Annotated in this window: 17 protein-coding genes; 11 read left to right on the plus strand and 6 right to left on the minus strand. The window is 62.0% G+C overall.

What is annotated here, in order from left to right:
• Window positions 1-20: 20 nt before the first annotated feature.
• From CEC48_RS13220 to CEC48_RS13245, 6 genes are all read left to right on the plus strand, one after another.
• Entirely contained in the window at window positions 21-641 is a 621-nt protein-coding gene (locus tag CEC48_RS13220; RefSeq protein WP_088424155.1) for a DUF1120 domain-containing protein, read from the plus strand.
• 91 nt (window positions 642-732) lie between these two features.
• Window positions 733-1,359: a DUF1120 domain-containing protein gene (locus CEC48_RS13225; protein ID WP_088424156.1), complete on the plus strand. Its 627-nt coding sequence runs from the start codon at window positions 733-735 to the stop codon at window positions 1,357-1,359.
• Between the two features lie 20 nt (window positions 1,360-1,379).
• Entirely contained in the window at window positions 1,380-2,084 is a 705-nt protein-coding gene (locus tag CEC48_RS13230) for a fimbria/pilus chaperone family protein (RefSeq protein ID WP_088424157.1), read from the plus strand.
• Between the two features lie 133 nt (window positions 2,085-2,217).
• Window positions 2,218-4,656: a fimbria/pilus outer membrane usher protein gene (locus tag CEC48_RS13235; protein WP_088424158.1), complete on the plus strand. Its 2,439-nt coding sequence runs from the start codon at window positions 2,218-2,220 to the stop codon at window positions 4,654-4,656.
• An 11-nt stretch (window positions 4,657-4,667) separates the two neighbouring features.
• Window positions 4,668-5,804, plus strand: a complete 1,137-nt coding sequence (locus CEC48_RS13240) for a DUF1120 domain-containing protein (RefSeq protein ID WP_088424159.1) — start codon at window positions 4,668-4,670, stop codon at window positions 5,802-5,804.
• 15 nt (window positions 5,805-5,819) lie between these two features.
• The gene (locus CEC48_RS13245; protein ID WP_088424160.1) at window positions 5,820-6,461 is read left to right on the plus strand and encodes a DUF1120 domain-containing protein; all 642 of its coding nucleotides are present in this window, start codon (window positions 5,820-5,822) and stop codon (window positions 6,459-6,461) included.
• On the opposite strand, the gene CEC48_RS13250 is transcribed toward CEC48_RS13245, so the two are convergent.
• Both CEC48_RS13250 and CEC48_RS13255 read right to left on the minus strand, forming a co-directional pair.
• A complete protein-coding gene (locus tag CEC48_RS13250) occupies window positions 6,458-7,753 on the minus strand; it encodes a CynX/NimT family MFS transporter (RefSeq protein ID WP_088424161.1) in 1,296 nt (431 codons plus the stop codon). The genes CEC48_RS13245 and CEC48_RS13250 overlap by 4 nt on opposite strands.
• Complete coding sequence (locus CEC48_RS13255; protein ID WP_088424162.1) at window positions 7,743-8,402, minus strand: FadR/GntR family transcriptional regulator; 660 nt, start codon at window positions 8,400-8,402, stop codon at window positions 7,743-7,745. Before CEC48_RS13255 ends, CEC48_RS13250 begins: the two co-directional genes overlap by 11 nt.
• Before the next feature lie 159 nt (window positions 8,403-8,561).
• On the opposite strand from CEC48_RS13255, the gene CEC48_RS13260 reads away from it, so the two are divergent.
• Together CEC48_RS13260 and CEC48_RS13265 are read left to right on the plus strand one after the other, a co-directional pair.
• On the plus strand, window positions 8,562-8,873 hold the full coding sequence (locus tag CEC48_RS13260) for a type II toxin-antitoxin system MqsR family toxin (protein WP_088424163.1): 312 nt from the start codon (window positions 8,562-8,564) through the stop codon (window positions 8,871-8,873).
• On the plus strand, window positions 8,870-9,358 hold the full coding sequence (locus CEC48_RS13265) for a type II toxin-antitoxin system MqsA family antitoxin (RefSeq protein ID WP_088424164.1): 489 nt from the start codon (window positions 8,870-8,872) through the stop codon (window positions 9,356-9,358). The genes CEC48_RS13260 and CEC48_RS13265 overlap by 4 nt, the downstream gene beginning before the upstream one ends.
• A gap of 57 nt (window positions 9,359-9,415) precedes the next feature.
• On the opposite strand, the gene CEC48_RS13270 is transcribed toward CEC48_RS13265, so the two are convergent.
• The 4 genes from CEC48_RS13270 to CEC48_RS13285 all read right to left on the minus strand — a co-directional run bounded on the left by CEC48_RS13270 (window position 9,416) and on the right by CEC48_RS13285 (window position 13,584).
• Window positions 9,416-10,180 carry an amino acid ABC transporter ATP-binding protein gene (locus CEC48_RS13270; protein ID WP_003171943.1) on the minus strand — a complete coding sequence of 255 codons (765 nt, stop codon included), beginning with the start codon at window positions 10,178-10,180 and terminating at the stop codon, window positions 9,416-9,418.
• Between the two features lie 10 nt (window positions 10,181-10,190).
• Window positions 10,191-11,288, minus strand: a complete 1,098-nt coding sequence (locus tag CEC48_RS13275; protein WP_088424165.1) for an amino acid ABC transporter permease — start codon at window positions 11,286-11,288, stop codon at window positions 10,191-10,193.
• A gap of 10 nt (window positions 11,289-11,298) precedes the next feature.
• A complete protein-coding gene (locus CEC48_RS13280; RefSeq protein ID WP_088424166.1) occupies window positions 11,299-12,480 on the minus strand; it encodes an amino acid ABC transporter permease in 1,182 nt (393 codons plus the stop codon).
• Between the two features lie 72 nt (window positions 12,481-12,552).
• Window positions 12,553-13,584, minus strand: coding sequence for an amino acid ABC transporter substrate-binding protein (locus CEC48_RS13285; RefSeq protein ID WP_088424167.1), 1,032 nt, complete (start codon window positions 13,582-13,584; stop codon window positions 12,553-12,555).
• A 347-nt stretch (window positions 13,585-13,931) separates the two neighbouring features.
• On the opposite strand from CEC48_RS13285, the gene CEC48_RS13290 reads away from it, so the two are divergent.
• The 3 genes from CEC48_RS13290 to CEC48_RS13300 all read left to right on the plus strand — a co-directional run bounded on the left by CEC48_RS13290 (window position 13,932) and on the right by CEC48_RS13300 (window position 17,475).
• Entirely contained in the window at window positions 13,932-14,588 is a 657-nt protein-coding gene (locus tag CEC48_RS13290; RefSeq protein ID WP_088424168.1) for an alpha/beta hydrolase, read from the plus strand.
• Window positions 14,589-14,684: 96 nt separating this feature from the next.
• Complete coding sequence (gene rhlB / locus CEC48_RS13295) at window positions 14,685-16,172, plus strand: ATP-dependent RNA helicase RhlB (protein WP_088424169.1); 1,488 nt, start codon at window positions 14,685-14,687, stop codon at window positions 16,170-16,172.
• A gap of 175 nt (window positions 16,173-16,347) precedes the next feature.
• Window positions 16,348-17,475 carry an FAD-binding oxidoreductase gene (locus tag CEC48_RS13300; protein ID WP_088424170.1) on the plus strand — a complete coding sequence of 376 codons (1,128 nt, stop codon included), beginning with the start codon at window positions 16,348-16,350 and terminating at the stop codon, window positions 17,473-17,475.
• The last annotated feature ends 6 nt before the right edge of the window (window positions 17,476-17,481 follow it).

A 17,481-nucleotide genomic window follows, 5' to 3' on the forward strand; every position in this document is an offset into this window, starting at 1 on the left:
TCCCTCAAAGGAGCCCCACCGTGAACAAGCAACTCTCTGCCCTCGCCGCCTGCCTGCTGCTGGTCGGCACCCAAAGCGCCTTCGCCGCCTCCAGCGTCGACCTGATCGTCAAAGGTCTGATTACCCCCAGCGCCTGCACCCCTGTCCTCTCGGGCGGCGGCACGGTCGACCACGGCAAGATTTCGGCGAAGGACTTGCAGCCGACCAACCCGACCCTGATCGGCACGCACACCTTGACCATGAGCGTGAGCTGCGACGCGCCCATCACGTTTGGCCTGAACGCCATCGACAACCGCGCGGGTTCTGCCATGCAGTCCTCCGACTTCGGTTTGGGCTTCATCAATGGCACCCAGAAAATCGGCTCGTACAACCTGATGCTGCAAAATCCGGTCGCCGACAGCGTGGCCGTGCAACCGATTACCTCCGGCGATAACGGCACCACCTGGTCCGCCGAACGGTCCTGGGAGCGTGGGTATTACATGTCGGTCGGCGCGATGGATGACGATACCCAGCCGCTGGCCGTCAAGGACCTGACAATGGCCGTGCAGATCCAGACCGTTATCGCCCGCGCCGATAGCCTGGACCTGAGCAACGAGGTGACCATCGACGGCTCGGCCACCCTCGAAGTGAAGTACCTGTAACACCATGGATTGCCCGGACCTTGAGGCCACCCTTTGGGAATGGGCAGTCTGCCCTGTTGGCTGTATTTACCTTTGCCAGTGGCCCTGACCGATGAACTCGCTTCCCCGTTTTATCGCGCTGCTGTTTTCCTTGGCCAGCGTAACCCCGGCGCTCGCCCGCTCGGCCCTGGACGTCACCGTCACTGGGCGGCTGACTCCGGATGCCTGTAGTGTCGTGCTGTCTGATGAGGGCACGATCGACCACGGCAAGATCCCCTCTCACAGCCTGAGCACAGAAGAATTTACCGTGCTGCCCAGCCGTTCGCTGGAGCTGAGCGTGCTGTGCAGCCGGCCAATGCTGTTTGCCCTGGTGGGCATCGACAACCGCACCGACTCCTCCGTGGCGCCAGGCTTTTTGTATGGCCTGGGCCGAAACATCAATGTCCCGGCCGAACGCCTGGGCTCGGTGGCGCTGTCCTACCGCAACCCGGTGGGCGACAGGCAACCCATGCAGGTGATGGCCTCGGACAATAGCGGTGAAACCTGGCGTGCAGACCCCAATGCCTACCCGAGGCACTACATGGGGTTTGCGCTACCCGGCGATCGTCAGCCCGACTTCATCAGCCAGTTGAACGCCGAGCTGCGCGTGGACACCGCCATCAATACCTCGCAGTACCTGACCCTGGACCAGGAAGTGCCGCTCGACGGCTCCATCGTCCTGGATTTGCGCTACCTATGAACACTCTGGAAAGGCCCGTCATGAAGACGCTATGTTCAAACACCGCGGTTGGCTTGATCGCCCTGACATTGCTGTTCGCCAGCCAAGCCCGCGCCGACGGCATGGTCCCGGACACGTCCGTGGTGATCATCCACGAAAGCGAGGGCGAAGCCGCCGTGTCGGTGACCAACACCGACAGCCAACTGGCACTGCTGCATGTCTCCCTGGAAGACATTCCCGAAGACCGCGAGCCCTTGCTGTTTGTCACCCCGCCGCTGGCGCGGGTGGAAGCGGGCAAATCGCAGCTGGTGCGGTTTATCCTGCAAAGCCCCCAGCCGCTGCGCACCCAACGCCTCAAACGGGTGATTTTCGAAGGCATGCCCCAGGACCGCCCCGCCACCGAAGCCGGGCACGCACGGGTCGGTGTAACGGTGCGGCAGAACCTGCCGGTAATCATTCACCCCAAGGGCCTGGCCCCCAATCGCACACCCTGGACCGGCCTGACCTGGTCGTTGCAGGGCGGCACGTTGCAGGTGCGCAACGACACCGCCTACGTAGTACGCCTGGGCCAGGACCTGCGCTTGCTGCCCGGCGCGGGCAAGGCGATGTTGCCGCGCACCTACGTGTTGCCGGGGGAAACCCTGAAGGTGCCAGCCACCGGCGGGCCCGCGACGTCGGTCAGGCTGCAACCGGCCACGGTGTACGGTTTTGCCGTGGCCGCCTACGACGCGCCGATCACCCCTTGAACGAAACAGCCCCAGGCGCGACAGGACAGTCACCCGCCTGAATAACGAAGTGACGGCGCAATGACCGTCACCAAGATGTGTGCGACGACCGAAGCGGATTCGACCCAGCACCTCCATCAACCGAGTGCCATTCGTGAAAACAGTATCGAGTTATCGTGACGGCGAAGCCGTGCCCGAGGTTTACCCACGTTTCGCCCTGCCGGCGCTGCTGCTGGTCAGCGCGCTGCTGGCCCCTGAAGCACGGGGCCAGGACGCACCACGGGCCAGCTTCGATGCCCAGACCCTACACCAGCGCGGCATTGACCCGCAGCTGGCCAGCCTGTTGCTGGACGCCCCGCGCTTTGCCGCCGGGCGGCATGCCGTCAGCCTGATCGTCAACGGTCAGCGCCGGGGGCGGCTGGAAGTGAGTTTTGATCGCCAGGGCGCCTTGTGTTTCGACCGCGAGTTGCTTGATGCCGCCAACCTGGTGATACCCGCCGACAGCGGTACTTGCCATGACTTCCTGACGCAATTCCCCCATAGCGTGGTGGAACCCGACCCGGCCAACCTGAGTGTGACGCTGGTGGTGCCGACCGAGGCCCTGCGCCCGTTGCAGCGGGATGTCTCCGGCTATGAAAGCGGTGGTTTCGCCGCGCTGCTCAACTACGACCTGACCGGCCTGTATAACCACTACGGTGACAACTCCAACCGCTTCGGTTCGGCCAATACCGAGGTCGGCTTCAACGCTGGTGACTGGATCGTGCGCAGCCGCCAGGTGCAGACCTGGCAAGACGGCCTGTCGCGCACCACGCATCTGGAAGCCTACGCACAGCGCACCTTCGCCAGCCAACAGGCGGTGCTGCAAGCCGGGCAGATCAACCTCTACAACCCGGTGCTGTCCGGCGCACAGATTACCGGGATGCAGGTGCTCACCGAACAGGCACTCCAAGACCAGGGCCAGGGCGCGACCATCGACGGCATCGCGAACAGCCCGGCGCAGGTCGAGGTGCGCCAGAACGGCGCGCTGATCCACTCCACCGTGGTGCCGGCCGGGCCATTTTCCTTGACCGACGTGCGGCGCCTGAACAGCCGTTCGGACGTCGAAGTCACAGTCAAGGAAAGCAGCGGCGGCGAACGGCGCTTTACCGTCCCGGCGGCAATGCTCGGCGTGGGTCTGCCGGCGCCGGGCTATTCGCTGGCCGCCGGGCGGGTGCGCAATATCGGCGATGCTCAGGGCGACGACCCGTGGGTGATCAGCGCCGGCTGGAGCGGCGCCGTGCAGCGCCAACTGACGCTGGGCGCCGGTGCGCTTGCGTCCAGCGAATACACCGCCGGCGGCGCAAGCCTGGGCTGGCTGCCGTGGGCGGGCAGCCAGGTGCAGTTCTCCAGCCAAGCCTCTCATGCACGGGCGCGGGACAAGGTCCGGGGCGTGCAAAACGACCTGGCCTGGTCCCAACGCTTGAATGACCAGTGGTCCTTCACCGCCGGCAGTTCCTGGCGTACCCCAGGCTACCGTGAACTGGAGGAAGCCACCTACGAACCCGAAACCACCCAGCAGCGCCGCTCGCGCTATCGCGACCAACAGAGTGTCAGCCTTGGTTGGGCGCATCCGTGGCTTGGAGCATTCAGCACCGGAGTGTCCCGCTCCGGCGCATTCGACGGCACCCGCAGCAGCCGAGGCCTGGCGTCCTGGGGCACCAGCATCAGCGGCGTTTCGCTGTCGGCCAGCGCCGAATGGCAGATGGGCGGTGACCAGCAACAGGACAACGCGGTTTACCTGAACCTCAGCGTGCCGATGGGCGAGAGCCGCCGGGCACGGGCCTGGGTGCGCAATTCCGGTGGCGAACACCGCACCGGCCTGGGCCTGAGCGAGCAGCTCAACGATCAGTTCGGCTATCAGGTCAGTGCCGAACACGACACCCGCGACCAGCAGGTGGAAACCACCCTGGGGGTTTCGGCACTGCCGCGCTACACCCAACTGGACTTCAGCTACAGCCGCTCCGACGCCGAACGTTCGAGCTATCAGGGCGGCGCCCGGGGCGGCGTGGTGGCACACGGCGGCGGGGTGACCTTTTCACCCTATCCGGTGCGCGAGACCTTTGCCGTCCTTGGGGTCGGCGACCTCAGCGGCATCAAGGTCAACACCCCCAGCGGCCCGGTATGGACCGACTGGCAAGGCCAGGCGGTGGTCCCGCAGGTGGCGGCCTACGGTCGCAGCCCGGTGGAAGTGCAGACGCGCTCACTGCCGCGCAACGCCGACATCAACAACGGCCTGGCGGTGATCTCGGCCGGGCGCGGCGCGGTGGACCGGGTCGACTTCAACGTCACCCAGACCCGCCGGGTGTTGCTCACCGTGCGCACCGAACACGGCGCCCCACTGCCCCGTGGCGCCTCGGTCAGCACCGCCGACGGCGAGTTCGTGACCCTGGTCCAGGAAGGCAGCCAGGTGTTTGTGCCCAACGTGCTCGATCAACCGCAGCTGTGGGTCCAGGCGCCCGGCAAGGAACGTTGCGCGCTGCAGTTTGACCTGCCGCCAAAGGCGGACCTGCAGGTGTATTACGAAACCGCACCCGCCCGCTGCGAAACCCCATGAGGAGCATTGCCATGTTTTTTCATCACCCCACACGGCTGCTGGCCGCGCTATTGATCGGCTTGGCGGGCCATGCCCAGGCGCAAGACCAATGCCAGTTGAACCTCAGCGAATCATTGCTGGACTTTGGCCTGATGAGCCGCCTCGCCCAACACGACAGCGCCCCGCAACGCTTGCTGGGGGAACGCCGCCTGAGTGTGACCCTGACCTGCGCGCAGCCCACCGACATGAGCCTGTTCTACCGCGCCACGGCGGCCACTGCCGAACGCTGGCGCTTCACCGAACATGGCAGCTACAACCTGCAGGCCAGCAATGGCGTACTGGACGGCCAAGCCGTGGACCTGGGCTTGCTGCCCGCCCAGGGGCAACCGCCCGCGGCCATCGGGGCGACCTTGAACTGGCTGACCGGACACGGTATCGCGCCGTTGCAAAACGGTACGGTGCTGCTCGGCAAAAGTTTCTCGGTGCAACTGACCCTCAGCGCCTGGGCGGATGCTGCGGCGACCTACGTACGCGATGCCACCACCTGGGACGTTGCCGGGCTGATGGACGCGCCCCAGGCCGACCGGTCACGGGAGTTGTCCCTGCGCGCCCGCTTCGCCCCGGCGGCGTGTACGCCGCAACTGTCCAACGGCGGCCTCGTCGACTACGGCACCCTGCCGGCCAAAAGCCTGAATGCCGAAAATGAAACGCCGATGGCCACCAAGACCCTGCTGTTTTCCGTCAACTGCGACGCGCCCGCCCGCTTTGCCCTGTTGATGAAAGACAACCGCGACGGTTCGGCCACCGGCGGCACCGACGAGACCGCTTACGGCCTAGACGTGGACAACAGCCGCAACAAGATCGGGCGCTTCTACCTGACCATCGACCCGGCAGACTTTTCCGCCGACACCCAGCCCCTGCTCTATCGCACCGACTCCACCAGCGGCGGCGCGGCATGGAGCAGCGCCAGCTCCCGGCAGATCCCGATGGCGGCCCACAGTTACCTGGCGTTTACCGACAGCCTGGGGAGCACCAGCGGCCCGGTGGCGATCCAGAACCTGGCCGGCACCGTGCGCATCAAGACCTACCTCGCGCCGATGAACGCCCTGGACCTGAGCACTGACGTGCATATCAACGGCTCGGGAACGATCGAGATTATTTACCTGTAAACAAGGAGCTGACCCATGAATCGCTACGTTACCGCACTCTCCACACTCATGCTGATGAACAGCGCCCTGGCGGCGTCAACGGTAGACCTGACCATCACGGGCCTGATCACACCAGCGGCGTGCACGCCGTTGCTGTCGAGTGCCGGTTTGATCGACTACGGCAAGATTTCCCAACAAGACCTGAATGCCGATCGCAGCACCCGCCTGCCGGTAAGAAACCTGCAACTGACGGTCGGCTGCGACGGTGCCAGCCGCTACGCCCTGCGCATGCGCGACAACCGCGACGGTTCGGCGATGGTCAACAGCGAGATTTACTATGGCCTGGGCCTCGACAGCAGCGGCAATCGCATTGGCCTGTATTCGATGAGTTTTGACCCACTGCAAACCGTGGTCGATAGCCTGGGCCAGGCGTATGGCACCGAGTCCACCACCGGCGGTGTCGCCTGGCGAACCGCCAACACCCGGCCCATCGATATCGGCGCCAACAGCTACCTGGGGTTCACCGACCTTGAGGGCAGCACCGCCGGGCCATCGGCGATCCAGAACCTCAGCAGCACGGTGAAGATCGAGGCGCTGATCAACGCCAAACAGAACCTGGACCTGAGCACCGAAGTGCCCCTGGACGGCTCGGCGACCCTGGAGGTGGTGTACCTCTAGACCTTCTCGCTGGTCACCGCGACATAGCGCGCACGCCCGGCACCCAGCCCGGCGATGATCGCGCCCAGGCCGATCACCGCGAAAATCCAGCCGACCGCGCCCCAGCCTCCGGTCCAGTCATGCACCAGGCCGACCGCGAACGGCCCCATGGATGCCAGGGTGTAGCCGATGCCCTGGGCCATGCTCGACAGGTTGGCGGCGACGTGGGCGTCTCGCGAGCGCAGCACGATCAAGGTCAGCGCCAGGCTGAACGTGCCGCCTTGGCCCAGGCCCAGCAGAATCGCCCAGCCCCACAAACCGTCGAGCGGTGCATACAGGCAACCGAACAGGCCACCCAGCGTCAGCACCATCACCACCACAATGGCCAGGCGCTGGTCCTTGCCCCGCGTGGCCAGCCACGGCGCGGCGAGGGAACTGGCCAGTTGCACGATCACCGATCCCGAGAGCACCAGGCCCGCCTGGGTCGCGCTCAGGCCACGGCCGATCAGGATCGACGGCAACCAGCCAAACACGATGTAGGCCAGGGAAGATTGCAGGCCCATGTACAGGGTCACCTGCCAGGCCAGCGGATCCCGCAGCAAACCTTTCACCCGATACGCCACCTGATGGGCACCCTGCTTCTGGCCGACTTGCGGCAGCCAGAACAGCGCGGCGACCAGCGCCGGGAGAATCCAGAACCCCAGGCCGATGTTCCAGCTGTCGTCGAAGTAATGACTCAGCGGCACGGTGGAGCCGGCCGCCAGCGCCGCGCCCAGGCAAAGGGCCATGGTGTACACGCCGGTCATGGTGCCCGCCTGTTTGGCGAAGTCGCGCTTGACGATGCCGGGCAACAGCACGCCGATGATGCCGATGCTGGCGCCGGCCAGCAGGCTGCCGGCGAACAACCCGACTTCACCCAATGAGCTGCGCAGGATAATGCCGGCCGCCAGGGTCAGCAGAATCCCCAGCACCACCCGCTCGGCGCCAAAACGCCGGGCCAGGATCGGCGCCAACGGCGCAAACAGGCCCAGGCACAACACGGGCAAGGTGGTGAGCAGCCCGGCCTTGGCAGCCGACAAGCCGAGGCTATTGGAAACCTCGGCCAGCAGCGGTGACAGGCTCGACAGCGCCGGGCGCAGGTTCAACGCCACCAGGATCAAACCCAGCAACAGCAGCCACGGGCGACTCACGATCGGCTGACTGTGCTGGACCTGATCGTCATCGGCTTCGGCGTCGATCAGCAGTTCTTCAAGCTCAGCCTTGCGCGGCGCGTTTTCTGGGCGGGTCATGGCGTTCTCGGGTTCAAGGTTCATTGATCAACTGCCGGGACAGGGCCTTGGCGCGTTCCGGGTCCTGTTGTTCCACGGCATCGAGCAAGGCGCCGTGCAGGTCGAACACCGCTTGCCGGCGCGGCTGGATGTTCAGGGTCTGGCGCAGTTGCGCGCCGATGATGCTGGAGAAGTAGTGGTACAGCTCGCTCAAGGCCGGGTTGTGGGCGGCGTCCACCAGGCGTTTGTGGAACACCAGGTCGCAGCTGATGTAGTGCTCCAGGTCGCCGTGGTAGTGCTCGCCGCTGGTTTTCAGCGCCTCGCGCAGACCTTTGAGGTCTTCATCGGTACGGCGCAGTGCGGCCAGGCCGATGGCCTCGACTTCGAGAATCTGCCGCGTCTCCTGGGCCTGGGCCAGGGTGCAGTGCGACAAGGCTTTCATCGCACCCAGCGGGTCGGTCATGGAGCGCAAATAGCTGCCGTCGCCCTGGCGGATCTCGATCAACCCGGAGAACGCCAATACGCGCATGGCTTCGCGCACGGTATTGCGGCTGATGCCCAGCTCGGCAGACAACTCGGGCTCGGTGGGCAGGCGTTCGCCGATGGCCCATACGCCTTGGGTGATGCGCAGGCGCAGTTGGTCCAGGGCCTGGTCGACGAGGGAGCGTTTTATCAGGGGGGCGATGTCTGTCATGGGTTTCGTCCTTTCATCCAATCATAGGATGAATTTCCCTACAGACTATTCGGAGTTGCCTACAAAGGCAAAGCACTAAGGTTCTTGGGCAGGCAAAGGAGCAGTATTTTCGATTGGTAAAATTACCCTTAAAGGGTAATTATTGGACTCAGGTGTCTTATGGAAAAGTACACACCTCATTACGATTTGGCGGTGATAAAGGCAGATGTCAGGCGGCTAGGTGCCAAGGCTTTCACACGTGCGGCAAAGAAAACTGCGGAGGCTCTCGACCTTGATCTCTCTGAGATGCAAGCGGTTGTTTTCGAACTGCAAAACAGGATGCTGTACAAGTCGATGACCACCTATGCAGATCATCGGATCTGGCATGACGTCTACCACATACATTCACACGGTCTGGAGATTTACATCAAGGTTACTTACTGCTCCGGCAGCAACCCTCCGGTGATCTCCTTCAAAGAGATGAACCTATGAACACCCAACATTGCTTCATCTGCGGTGCCCCCGACGCCATGACGCGTTTTGAAGGCCGCAGCGAAACCATGCGTATAAAAGGCTTAGAGCGGCGCATTGATGATCTTTCGGGCTGGGAATGTCAGGTGTGCGAGGACGGCATGTATGACCCCGATAGCGGCGAACGCCATGCCAAGGCCGGTGATGATCTGCTCCACGCCGCCCGAGGGATGATGGGCGGCGAACTGAAGCGTATCCGCCGCAAGCTGCACCTCACGCAAAAAGAAACCGTGGGATTGCTCTCCGGTGGCGGCCACAACGCATTCTCACGCTACGAACGCGGTGAAATAACGCCGCCCAAACCATTGATGGTGCTGATGCGCCTGCTGGATCGTTACCCACACTTGCTAACCGACGCCAAAGAACTGGCCGAAGGCGCAGACCTGCGCAACGCCTTCACGTACACCATCAACAACAAAACGCAAGAAGCCCTCAACGCCTCCTAGACAGGCAAAAATAAACCCGGCACAAGGCCGGGTTTGTTTTCAAGCATTACCCATCGATCAATGCAGAATCTGGCTCAAGAACAACTTGGTCCGATCATTCTGCGGGTTGTCGAAGAAGTCATTCGGCGCCGCCTGTTCAACGATCTCGCCTTTGTCCATGAAGATCACGCGGTTGGCCACGGTGCGTGCAAAACCCATTTCGTGGGTTACGCAGAGCATGGTCATGCCGTCTTCTGCCAGGCCGATCATGGTGTCGAGCACCTCTTTCACCATTTCCGGGTCGAGTGCCGAGGTCGGCTCATCGAACAGCATGATTTTCGGCTTCATGCACAGCGCACGGGCAATCGCCACGCGCTGTTGCTGGCCGCCGGACAGTTGCCCCGGAAACTTGTGGGCCTGTTCCGGAATACGCACGCGCTCAAGGTAGTGCATGGCAATTTCTTCGGCCTTGCGCTTGGGCATCTTGCGGACCCACATCGGTGCCAGCGTGCAGTTCTGCAGGATGGTCAGGTGCGGGAACAGGTTGAAGTGCTGGAACACCATGCCGACTTCACGACGAATCGCTTCGATCTGCTTGAGGTCGTTGGTCAACTCCACGCCATCGACCACGATGCGGCCCTGCTGGTGCTCTTCCAGACGGTTGAGGCAGCGGATGGTGGTGGACTTGCCGGAACCCGACGGGCCGCACAGCACGATACGCTCGCCCTGCTTGACGTTCAGGTTGATGTCTTTCAACACGTGGAACTGGCCGTACCACTTGTTGACGCCCTGCATCTGAATAATGCCTTCAGGGCTCACAGGCTGTTTGATCGCTTCACTCATCACAAAACTCCTAACGCTTGTGGCCTGTGTCCAGCTTGTGTTCCAAATGAATGGAATAGCGGGACATACCAAAACAGAAAATCCAGAACACCAGGGCGGCGAACACGTAGCCTTCAGTGGCCATGCCCAACCATTTCGGGTCGGCGGCGGCTTGCTTGACGCTGTTGAGCAGGTCGAACAGGCCGATGATGATCACAAGGCTGGTGTCCTTGAACAACGCGATAAACGTGTTGACGATGCCCGGGATCACCATCTTCAGCGCCTGGGGCAGAATCACCAGGCCCATGCTGCGCCAGTAACCCAGGCCCATCGCTGCAGCCGCTTCGTACTGACCCTTGGGAATCGCCTGCAAACCACCGCGCACCACTTCGGCCACATAGGCCGACTGGAACAGGATCACGCCAATCAACGCCCGCAGCAGTTTGTCGATGCCCATGCCTTCGGGCAGGAACAGCGGCAACATCACCGACGACATGAACAGCACCGTGATCAACGGCACGCCGCGCCAAAATTCGATGAAGGTCACGCAGACCACACGAATGGCCGGCATGTTCGAACGCCGTCCCAGCGCCAGCACAATGCCCAGCGGCAAGGCACCGGCAATGCCGACGGTGGCGATCACCAGGGTCAGCATCAAGCCGCCCCATTGGCTGGTGGCCACGTTGGTCATGCCGAAGATCCCGCCGTGCAGCAGGAAGTAGGCAACGATGGGGTACACCACCAAAAAGCTCAGGCCGTAGACCGCCTTGCGCGTGAAGCGCGAGATGAACAACGGCGCCACGCCGACAATGGCCAGCCACACGGTCAGGTCTACGCGCCAGCGCAGGTCGCCGGGGTAGTAGCCGTACATGAACTGCCCGAAGCGCTGTTGGATAAACACCCAGCAGGCGCCTTCCTTGGTGCAGTCGGCGCGGGTGGTACCCACCCAGTTCGCATCGAGGATCGCCCAGTGCAGGATCGGCGGAACCACCAGGTAGATCAGGTAGAACGCCAGCAACGTCAGCAGGGTGTTGAGCCAACTGGAGAACAGGTTGGCACGCATCCACGCCATCGGCCCGAAGACCTTGTTGGGTGGCGGCATGTCGGGTTTGAAAATATGAGACGTCATGCTGGTTTCCTCACCGCTCGATCAGCGCAATGCGCTTGTTGTACCAGTTCATCAGCAGGGAAATGCTGATGCTGATCGCCAGGTACACGCTCATGGTGATGGCAATGACTTCGATGGCCTGGCCGGTCTGGTTGAGCACCGTGCCGGCAAACAGCGAAACCATTTCCGGGTAACCGATACCGGCCGCCAGTGACGAGTTTTTCGCCAGGTTCAGGTATTGGCTGGTCAGCGGCGGAATGATCACGCGCAGGGCTTGCGGGATGATCACTTTGCGCAGGGTCGGACCGTTGCGCAGCCCGAGGGAGCGCGCCGCTTCGGTCTGGCCGTGGCTGACCGACTTGATGCCTGAACGCACGATCTCGGCGATAAACGCCGCGGTATACACGGTCAAGGCCAGGGTCAACGCCAGCAGTTCGGGAATCAATACCCAGCCGCCTACGAAGTTGAAGCCTTGCAGCTTCGGCATTTCCCAGTGCAGCGGCGCGCCGAAGATCAGTGCGCACAACGCAGGGATCACCACCAACAGCGCCAGGCCCACCCAGAACTTGTGGAACGGAACACCGGTGGCTTCAAAGCGTTTGTTGGCCCAACGAGTCATCAGCACGATGGCGATGATCGCCACCACGACGCTGATCACAAACGCCCAGAACCCGTCCGCCATCAACGCGGCGGGCATGTTCAGGCCACGGCTGCTGACAAAGAACGTGTCGCCGAAGTTGTGGCTGTTACGCGGCCCCGGCATGGTCAGGAATACCGCGAAGTACCAGAACAGGATTTGCAGCAGCGGCGGAATGTTGCGGAACACTTCCACATACACGGTCGCCAGCTTGTTGATCATCCAGTTGGGCGACAAGCGCGCCACGCCGATGATGAACCCGAGGATGGTCGCCAGGACCACGCCGATCACGGTCACCAGCAAGGTGTTGAGCAGACCGATCACAAAGACCCGGGCATAGCTGTCCGATTCGGTGTAGTCGATCAGGTGCTGAGCGATGCCGAAGCCGGCACTGCGCTCAAGAAAGTCGAAACCCGAGGTAATGCCCCGGTGTTGAAGGTTGGTTTGCGTGTTGTTGAACAGGTACCAGCCCAACGAGACCACCGCCACAATCGTGATGATCTGGAATAGCCACGCACGCACTTTTGGATCACTGAAGCTGAGCTTCTGTTTTGGTGCGCCGATTTGATTTTGCATTAAGTGCCCCAGGAATAATGGAACAGAACATCACCCGGCGGTTGGCCCACCGGGTGACAGAACCATCAGCGATCAGCGCACAGGTGGTGCGTATTGAATGCCACCGTTGGTCCACAGTGCGTTCAGGCCACGATCGATTTCCAGAGGAGTGGTTTTGCCGAGGTTTTTCTCGAACACTTCGCCGTAGTTACCGACTTGCTTGACGATCTGTACGACCCAGTCTTTCTTCACTTTCAGGTCTTTGCCGTATTCGCCATCAGCACCCAGCAGACGGGCTACGTCCGGGTTCTTGGTGGACTTGGCTTCAGCTTCGACGTTTTTGGAGGTGATACCGGCTTCTTCAGCGTTGAGCATGGCGTAGCCAACCCAGCGCACGATGGCCAGCCACTCGTCGTCGCCATTACGCACGACAGGGCCCAGTGGTTCTTTGGAAATGGTTTCCGGCAGAACCACGTAGTCCTTCGGCGAGGCCAGCTTGCTGCGCTGTGCGTAGAGCTGGGATTTGTCGGAGGTCAGTACGTCGCAACGACCGGATTCCAGCGACTTGGCGCTTTCATCGGAGGTGTCGAACGTGATCGGGGTGTACTTCAGGTTGTTGGCGCGGAAGTAGTCGGAAACGTTCAGCTCAGTGGTGGTACCGGCCTGGATGCAGATGGTTGCACCGTCCAGTTCCTTGGCACTTTTAACGCCCAGCTTGTTGTTCACCAGGAAGCCAACACCGTCGTAGTAGGTGATGAAGCCCGGGAATTTCAGGCCCATGCCGGCATCGCGGGAGCTGGTCATGGTGGTGTTACGCGACAGGATGTCGACTTCGCCAGACTGAAGCGCGGTGAAACGCTCCTTGGCATTCAACTGGCTGAATTTCACCTTGGTTGCGTCGCCGAATACGGCAGCGGCAACGGCACGGCACACGTCAGCGTCGATCCCGAGGATCTTGCCGCTGGCATCCGGCACCGAGAAGCCCGGCAGACCGTCGCTTACGCCACACTGCACAAAGCCTTTCTTCTGCACGGCATCCAGGGTGGCGCCAGCCTGGGCGAAACCACTCACACCCAGTACGGCAGCCGCGGTCACGATGGCCAGGGTGGATTTCAATACCTTCATTCAAACCTCCAGTTTTGCTCTTGTTGTGCCTGTGCTCGAACCCCACCGCACCCTTATGAGGCGACATTGACCCGTGTTGGCTTTTTTTGGGGTCAAACAGCATGAGGTTTTTGCTTTAAGTTCAGTTGCTATCCCCAAGGCGTCAGTCACTGATAGTGTTACCGCCTGGGGTGAGCCTTGACATCGGGTTTCACATAGCAAGCCCCGTACCAGACTGGTGGCTGAGTCGTTTCAGCCCATGGTCAAGAGCAAAAGATTCAACCTTGCGACATTCTCTTAACAGATCAACCCGTCGCGCACCGTTCCGACGCACTCAATCGGAGCGCACGCACATATATGGAGCAGACATGACCGAACCCTTGATTCTTCAGCCCGCCAAGCCCGCAGACGCCTGCGTAATCTGGTTGCATGGCCTGGGTGCCGATCGCTACGACTTCCTGCCGGTGGCTGAAGCCCTGCAGGAAAAACTCCTGTCTACACGCTTTGTTCTGCCCCAGGCGCCGACACGTCCGGTGACCATCAATGGCGGCTACGAGATGCCCAGTTGGTACGACATCAAGGCCATGAGCCCGGCGCGCTCCATCAGCCTTGAAGAGCTGGAAACCTCGGCAAAAATGGTCACTGACCTGATCAAGGAGCAAAAAAGCACCGGAATAGACGCCTCGCGGATTTTCCTCGCCGGTTTTTCCCAAGGTGGCGCCGTGGTGTTCCACACCGCTTTCCTTAAATGGCAGGGCGCATTGGGTGGCGTGATTGCCCTTTCCACCTACGCTCCGACCTTCGGTGACGAACTTGAATTGTCGGCCAGCCAGCAGCGGATTCCGGCGCTGTGCCTGCACGGCCAATACGACGACGTGGTGCAGAACGCCATGGGTCGCAGCGCCTATGAGCATTTGAAGGCGCGCGGTGTCACCGTTGCATGGCAGGAATACCCAATGGGCCACGAAGTGTTACCCCAGGAGATACACGATATTGGTGACTGGCTGGCCGCCCGCCTGGGCTGAAAACCACCCATTGTGTAGCCGTATGACCAACGCACTACGCCGCGCCCGATTCTTGCATTACACTGGCCGGCGTACATTCCTTAACCAATTGATGAGATGACCGTGCTCAAAGCACTCAAAAAGATGTTCGGTAAAAGCGAGGCTGAGCAGCTCGCGCCAGGTTCCAGTGCCCCCGCCCACGTCCAAGGCAGCCGCAACGACGGTCAGCAGCCTGGCCGGACCGCACCTGTTGCCTCGCCAAAAAAAGAGCCGGTGACCACACCCGCCACGGTTAACGTCGCTGAAGAACCAGCCGCCGACAAACCACGCCAGGAGCCACGCCAGGAAAAACCGCGCCGCGAACGCGCGCCCAAACCTGTGGTTATTCCCTGGAAACTGGAAGACTTCGCCGTCGAACCCCAGGAAGGCAAAACCCGCTTTCATGACTTCAAGCTCGCCCCGGAACTGATGCACGCCATCCAGGACCTGGGTTTCCCGTACTGCACGCCGATCCAGGCGCAGGTGCTGGGCTTCACCCTCGCCGGCAAAGACGCCATCGGTCGCGCCCAGACCGGCACCGGCAAGACCGCCGCTTTCCTGATCTCGATCATCACTCAGTTGCTGCAAACCCCGCCGCCCAAAGAGCGCTACATGGGTGAGCCACGCGCACTGATCATCGCCCCGACCCGGGAGCTGGTGGTACAGATCGCCAAGGACGCCGCCGACCTGACCAAATACACCGGCCTTAACGTGATGACGTTTGTCGGTGGCATGGACTTCGACAAGCAGCTCAAGCACCTGGAAGCGCGCCATTGCGACATCCTTGTGGCCACGCCGGGCCGCTTGCTGGACTTCAACCAGCGTGGCGACGTGCACCTGGACATGGTCGAAGTGATGGTGCTGGACGAAGCCGACCGCATGCTCGACATGGGTTTCATCCCGCAAGTGCGTCAGATCATTCGCCAGACCCCGCCGAAAAACGAGCGCCAGACCCTGTTGTTCTCCGCGACCTTCACCGAAGACGTGATGAACCTCGCCAAGCAGTGGACCACCGACCCGTCCATCGTCGAGATCGAGGCACTCAACGTTGCCAGCGAGAACGTCGAACAGCACATCTATGCGGTGGCCGGTGCCGACAAATACAAGCTGCTCTACAACCTCATCAACGACAACGGTTGGGAGCGCGTGATGGTGTTTGCCAACCGCAAGGACGAAGTGCGGCGCATCGAAGAACGCCTGGTGCGTGATGGCGTCAACGCCGCACAACTGTCTGGCGACGTGCCCCAGCACAAGCGCATCAAGACCCTGGAAGGCTTCCGCGAAGGCAAGATTCGCGTGCTGGTGGCCACCGACGTGGCCGGGCGCGGGATTCACATCGATGGCATCAGCCACGTGATCAACTTCACCCTGCCGGAAGTGCCGGACGACTACGTGCACCGGATTGGCCGTACCGGCCGTGCGGGCGCTGCGGGCGTGTCCATCAGCTTTGCCGGTGAAGACGATTCGTACCAGTTGCCGTCGATCGAAACGCTGCTGGGTCGCAAGATCAGTTGCGAAACGCCGCCGACGCATTTGTTGCGCCCAGTGGAGCGCAAACGCCCTTAAGCTGGAATGCGGTAAACAATGTGGGAGCTGGCTTGTGTGAGAGCTGGCTTGCCTGCGATAGCATCACCTCGGTGTCACTGACACACCGAGGTGCCTGCATCGCGGGCAAGCCCGGCTCCCACAGAAGCCCGCTCCCACATTTGGTTTCAGCGCTTTCAACTTCAAGGAGGAACACATGAACCAGGCCGACTACCTCATCATCGGCGGTGGCATCGCTGGCGCATCCGCCGGTTACTGGCTGTCACAACATGCCCGCGTCATCGTGCTGGAGCGCGAGTCGATGCCGGGCTACCACTCCACCGGCCGCTCCGCCGCCCTGTACATCGCCGCCTACGGCACGCCCCAGGTACGCGCCCTCACCCTCGGCAGCCGCGCCTTCTTCGACCACCCGCCCACAGGCTTTGCCGAGCACCCGTTGCTGACCCCACGGGGCGAATTGCTGGTGGACTTGATCGGCGACCCCGATGAGTTGCAGCGCCAATACCTGAGCACCAAGGCCCTGGTGCCCGAGACGCGATTGCTCGACGCCGAGGAGTCGATGGCCATGATGCCGATCCTGCGCCGGGAAAAAGTCCATGGCGGAATCTACGACCCGACCGTCTGCGACATCGACACCGATGCGCTGTATCAGGGTTACCTGCGTGGCATTCGCCGCAATGGCGGTGAAATCCACACCGACAGCGACGTGCAGAAACTGACCCGCGACGCTCAGGGAATGTGGCAGGTACGCACCGCGCAACAACGGTTCAACGCCCCGGTAATCATCAACGCCGCCGGCGCCTGGGCCGATCACATTGGCGAGTTGGCCGGGGCACAAAAAATCGGCCTGCAACCCAAGCGCCGCAGTGCATTCGTGTTCGCTCCACCTGCCGAACTGAACATCCACGCATGGCCGGAACTGGCCGCCCTCGACGGCTCCTTCTATATGAAACCCGACGCCGGCATGTTCCTCGGCTCGCCTGCCAATGCAGACCCCGTGGAGCCCCATGATGTGCAGCCTGAAGAGCTGGACATTGCCACGGGTATCTATCACATCGAAGAAGCCACCACCTTGAGCATCCGCCGCCCTGCTCGGACCTGGGCGGGGCTACGCAGCTTTGTCAGCGATGGGGATTTGGTCTGCGGGTTCGATCCACAGGTGGAGGGGTTGTTCTGGATTGCGGCGCAGGGCGGCTATGGGATTCAAACCTCGCCGGCGATGGGCCAGGCCAGTGCCGCGCTGGTACGCGGCTTACCATTACCCGATGCACTGAAGGCAGCAGGCCTGAATGCGGCCATGCTGTCAGTTGAGCGCTTGGGCTGACCCGCC

The organism is Pseudomonas sp. K2I15 (genome assembly GCF_002204795.1).
In the GTDB taxonomy this organism is placed as follows: Bacteria; Pseudomonadota; Gammaproteobacteria; order Pseudomonadales; family Pseudomonadaceae; genus Aquipseudomonas.

Bases quoted from the DNA above. Each gene is read 5' to 3' on its own strand.
- CEC48_RS13225 (WP_088424156.1), top strand. From the start codon at position 733: ATGAACTCGCTTCCCCGTTTTATCGCGCTGCTGTTTTCCTTGGCCAGC.
- CEC48_RS13230 (WP_088424157.1), top strand. From the start codon at position 1,380: ATGAAGACGCTATGTTCAAACACCGCGGTTGGCTTGATCGCCCTGACA.
- CEC48_RS13240 (WP_088424159.1), top strand. From the start codon at position 4,668: ATGTTTTTTCATCACCCCACACGGCTGCTGGCCGCGCTATTGATCGGC.
- CEC48_RS13245 (WP_088424160.1), top strand. From the start codon at position 5,820: ATGAATCGCTACGTTACCGCACTCTCCACACTCATGCTGATGAACAGC.
- CEC48_RS13250 (WP_088424161.1), bottom strand. From the start codon at position 7,753: ATGAACCTTGAACCCGAGAACGCCATGACCCGCCCAGAAAACGCGCCG.
- CEC48_RS13255 (WP_088424162.1), bottom strand. From the start codon at position 8,402: ATGACAGACATCGCCCCCCTGATAAAACGCTCCCTCGTCGACCAGGCC.
- CEC48_RS13260 (WP_088424163.1), top strand. From the start codon at position 8,562: ATGGAAAAGTACACACCTCATTACGATTTGGCGGTGATAAAGGCAGAT.
- CEC48_RS13265 (WP_088424164.1), top strand. From the start codon at position 8,870: ATGAACACCCAACATTGCTTCATCTGCGGTGCCCCCGACGCCATGACG.
- CEC48_RS13270 (WP_003171943.1), bottom strand. From the start codon at position 10,180: ATGAGTGAAGCGATCAAACAGCCTGTGAGCCCTGAAGGCATTATTCAG.
- CEC48_RS13275 (WP_088424165.1), bottom strand. From the start codon at position 11,288: ATGACGTCTCATATTTTCAAACCCGACATGCCGCCACCCAACAAGGTC.
- CEC48_RS13280 (WP_088424166.1), bottom strand. From the start codon at position 12,480: ATGCAAAATCAAATCGGCGCACCAAAACAGAAGCTCAGCTTCAGTGAT.
- CEC48_RS13285 (WP_088424167.1), bottom strand. From the start codon at position 13,584: ATGAAGGTATTGAAATCCACCCTGGCCATCGTGACCGCGGCTGCCGTA.
- CEC48_RS13290 (WP_088424168.1), top strand. From the start codon at position 13,932: ATGACCGAACCCTTGATTCTTCAGCCCGCCAAGCCCGCAGACGCCTGC.
- rhlB (WP_088424169.1), top strand. From the start codon at position 14,685: ATGACCGTGCTCAAAGCACTCAAAAAGATGTTCGGTAAAAGCGAGGCT.
- CEC48_RS13300 (WP_088424170.1), top strand. From the start codon at position 16,348: ATGAACCAGGCCGACTACCTCATCATCGGCGGTGGCATCGCTGGCGCA.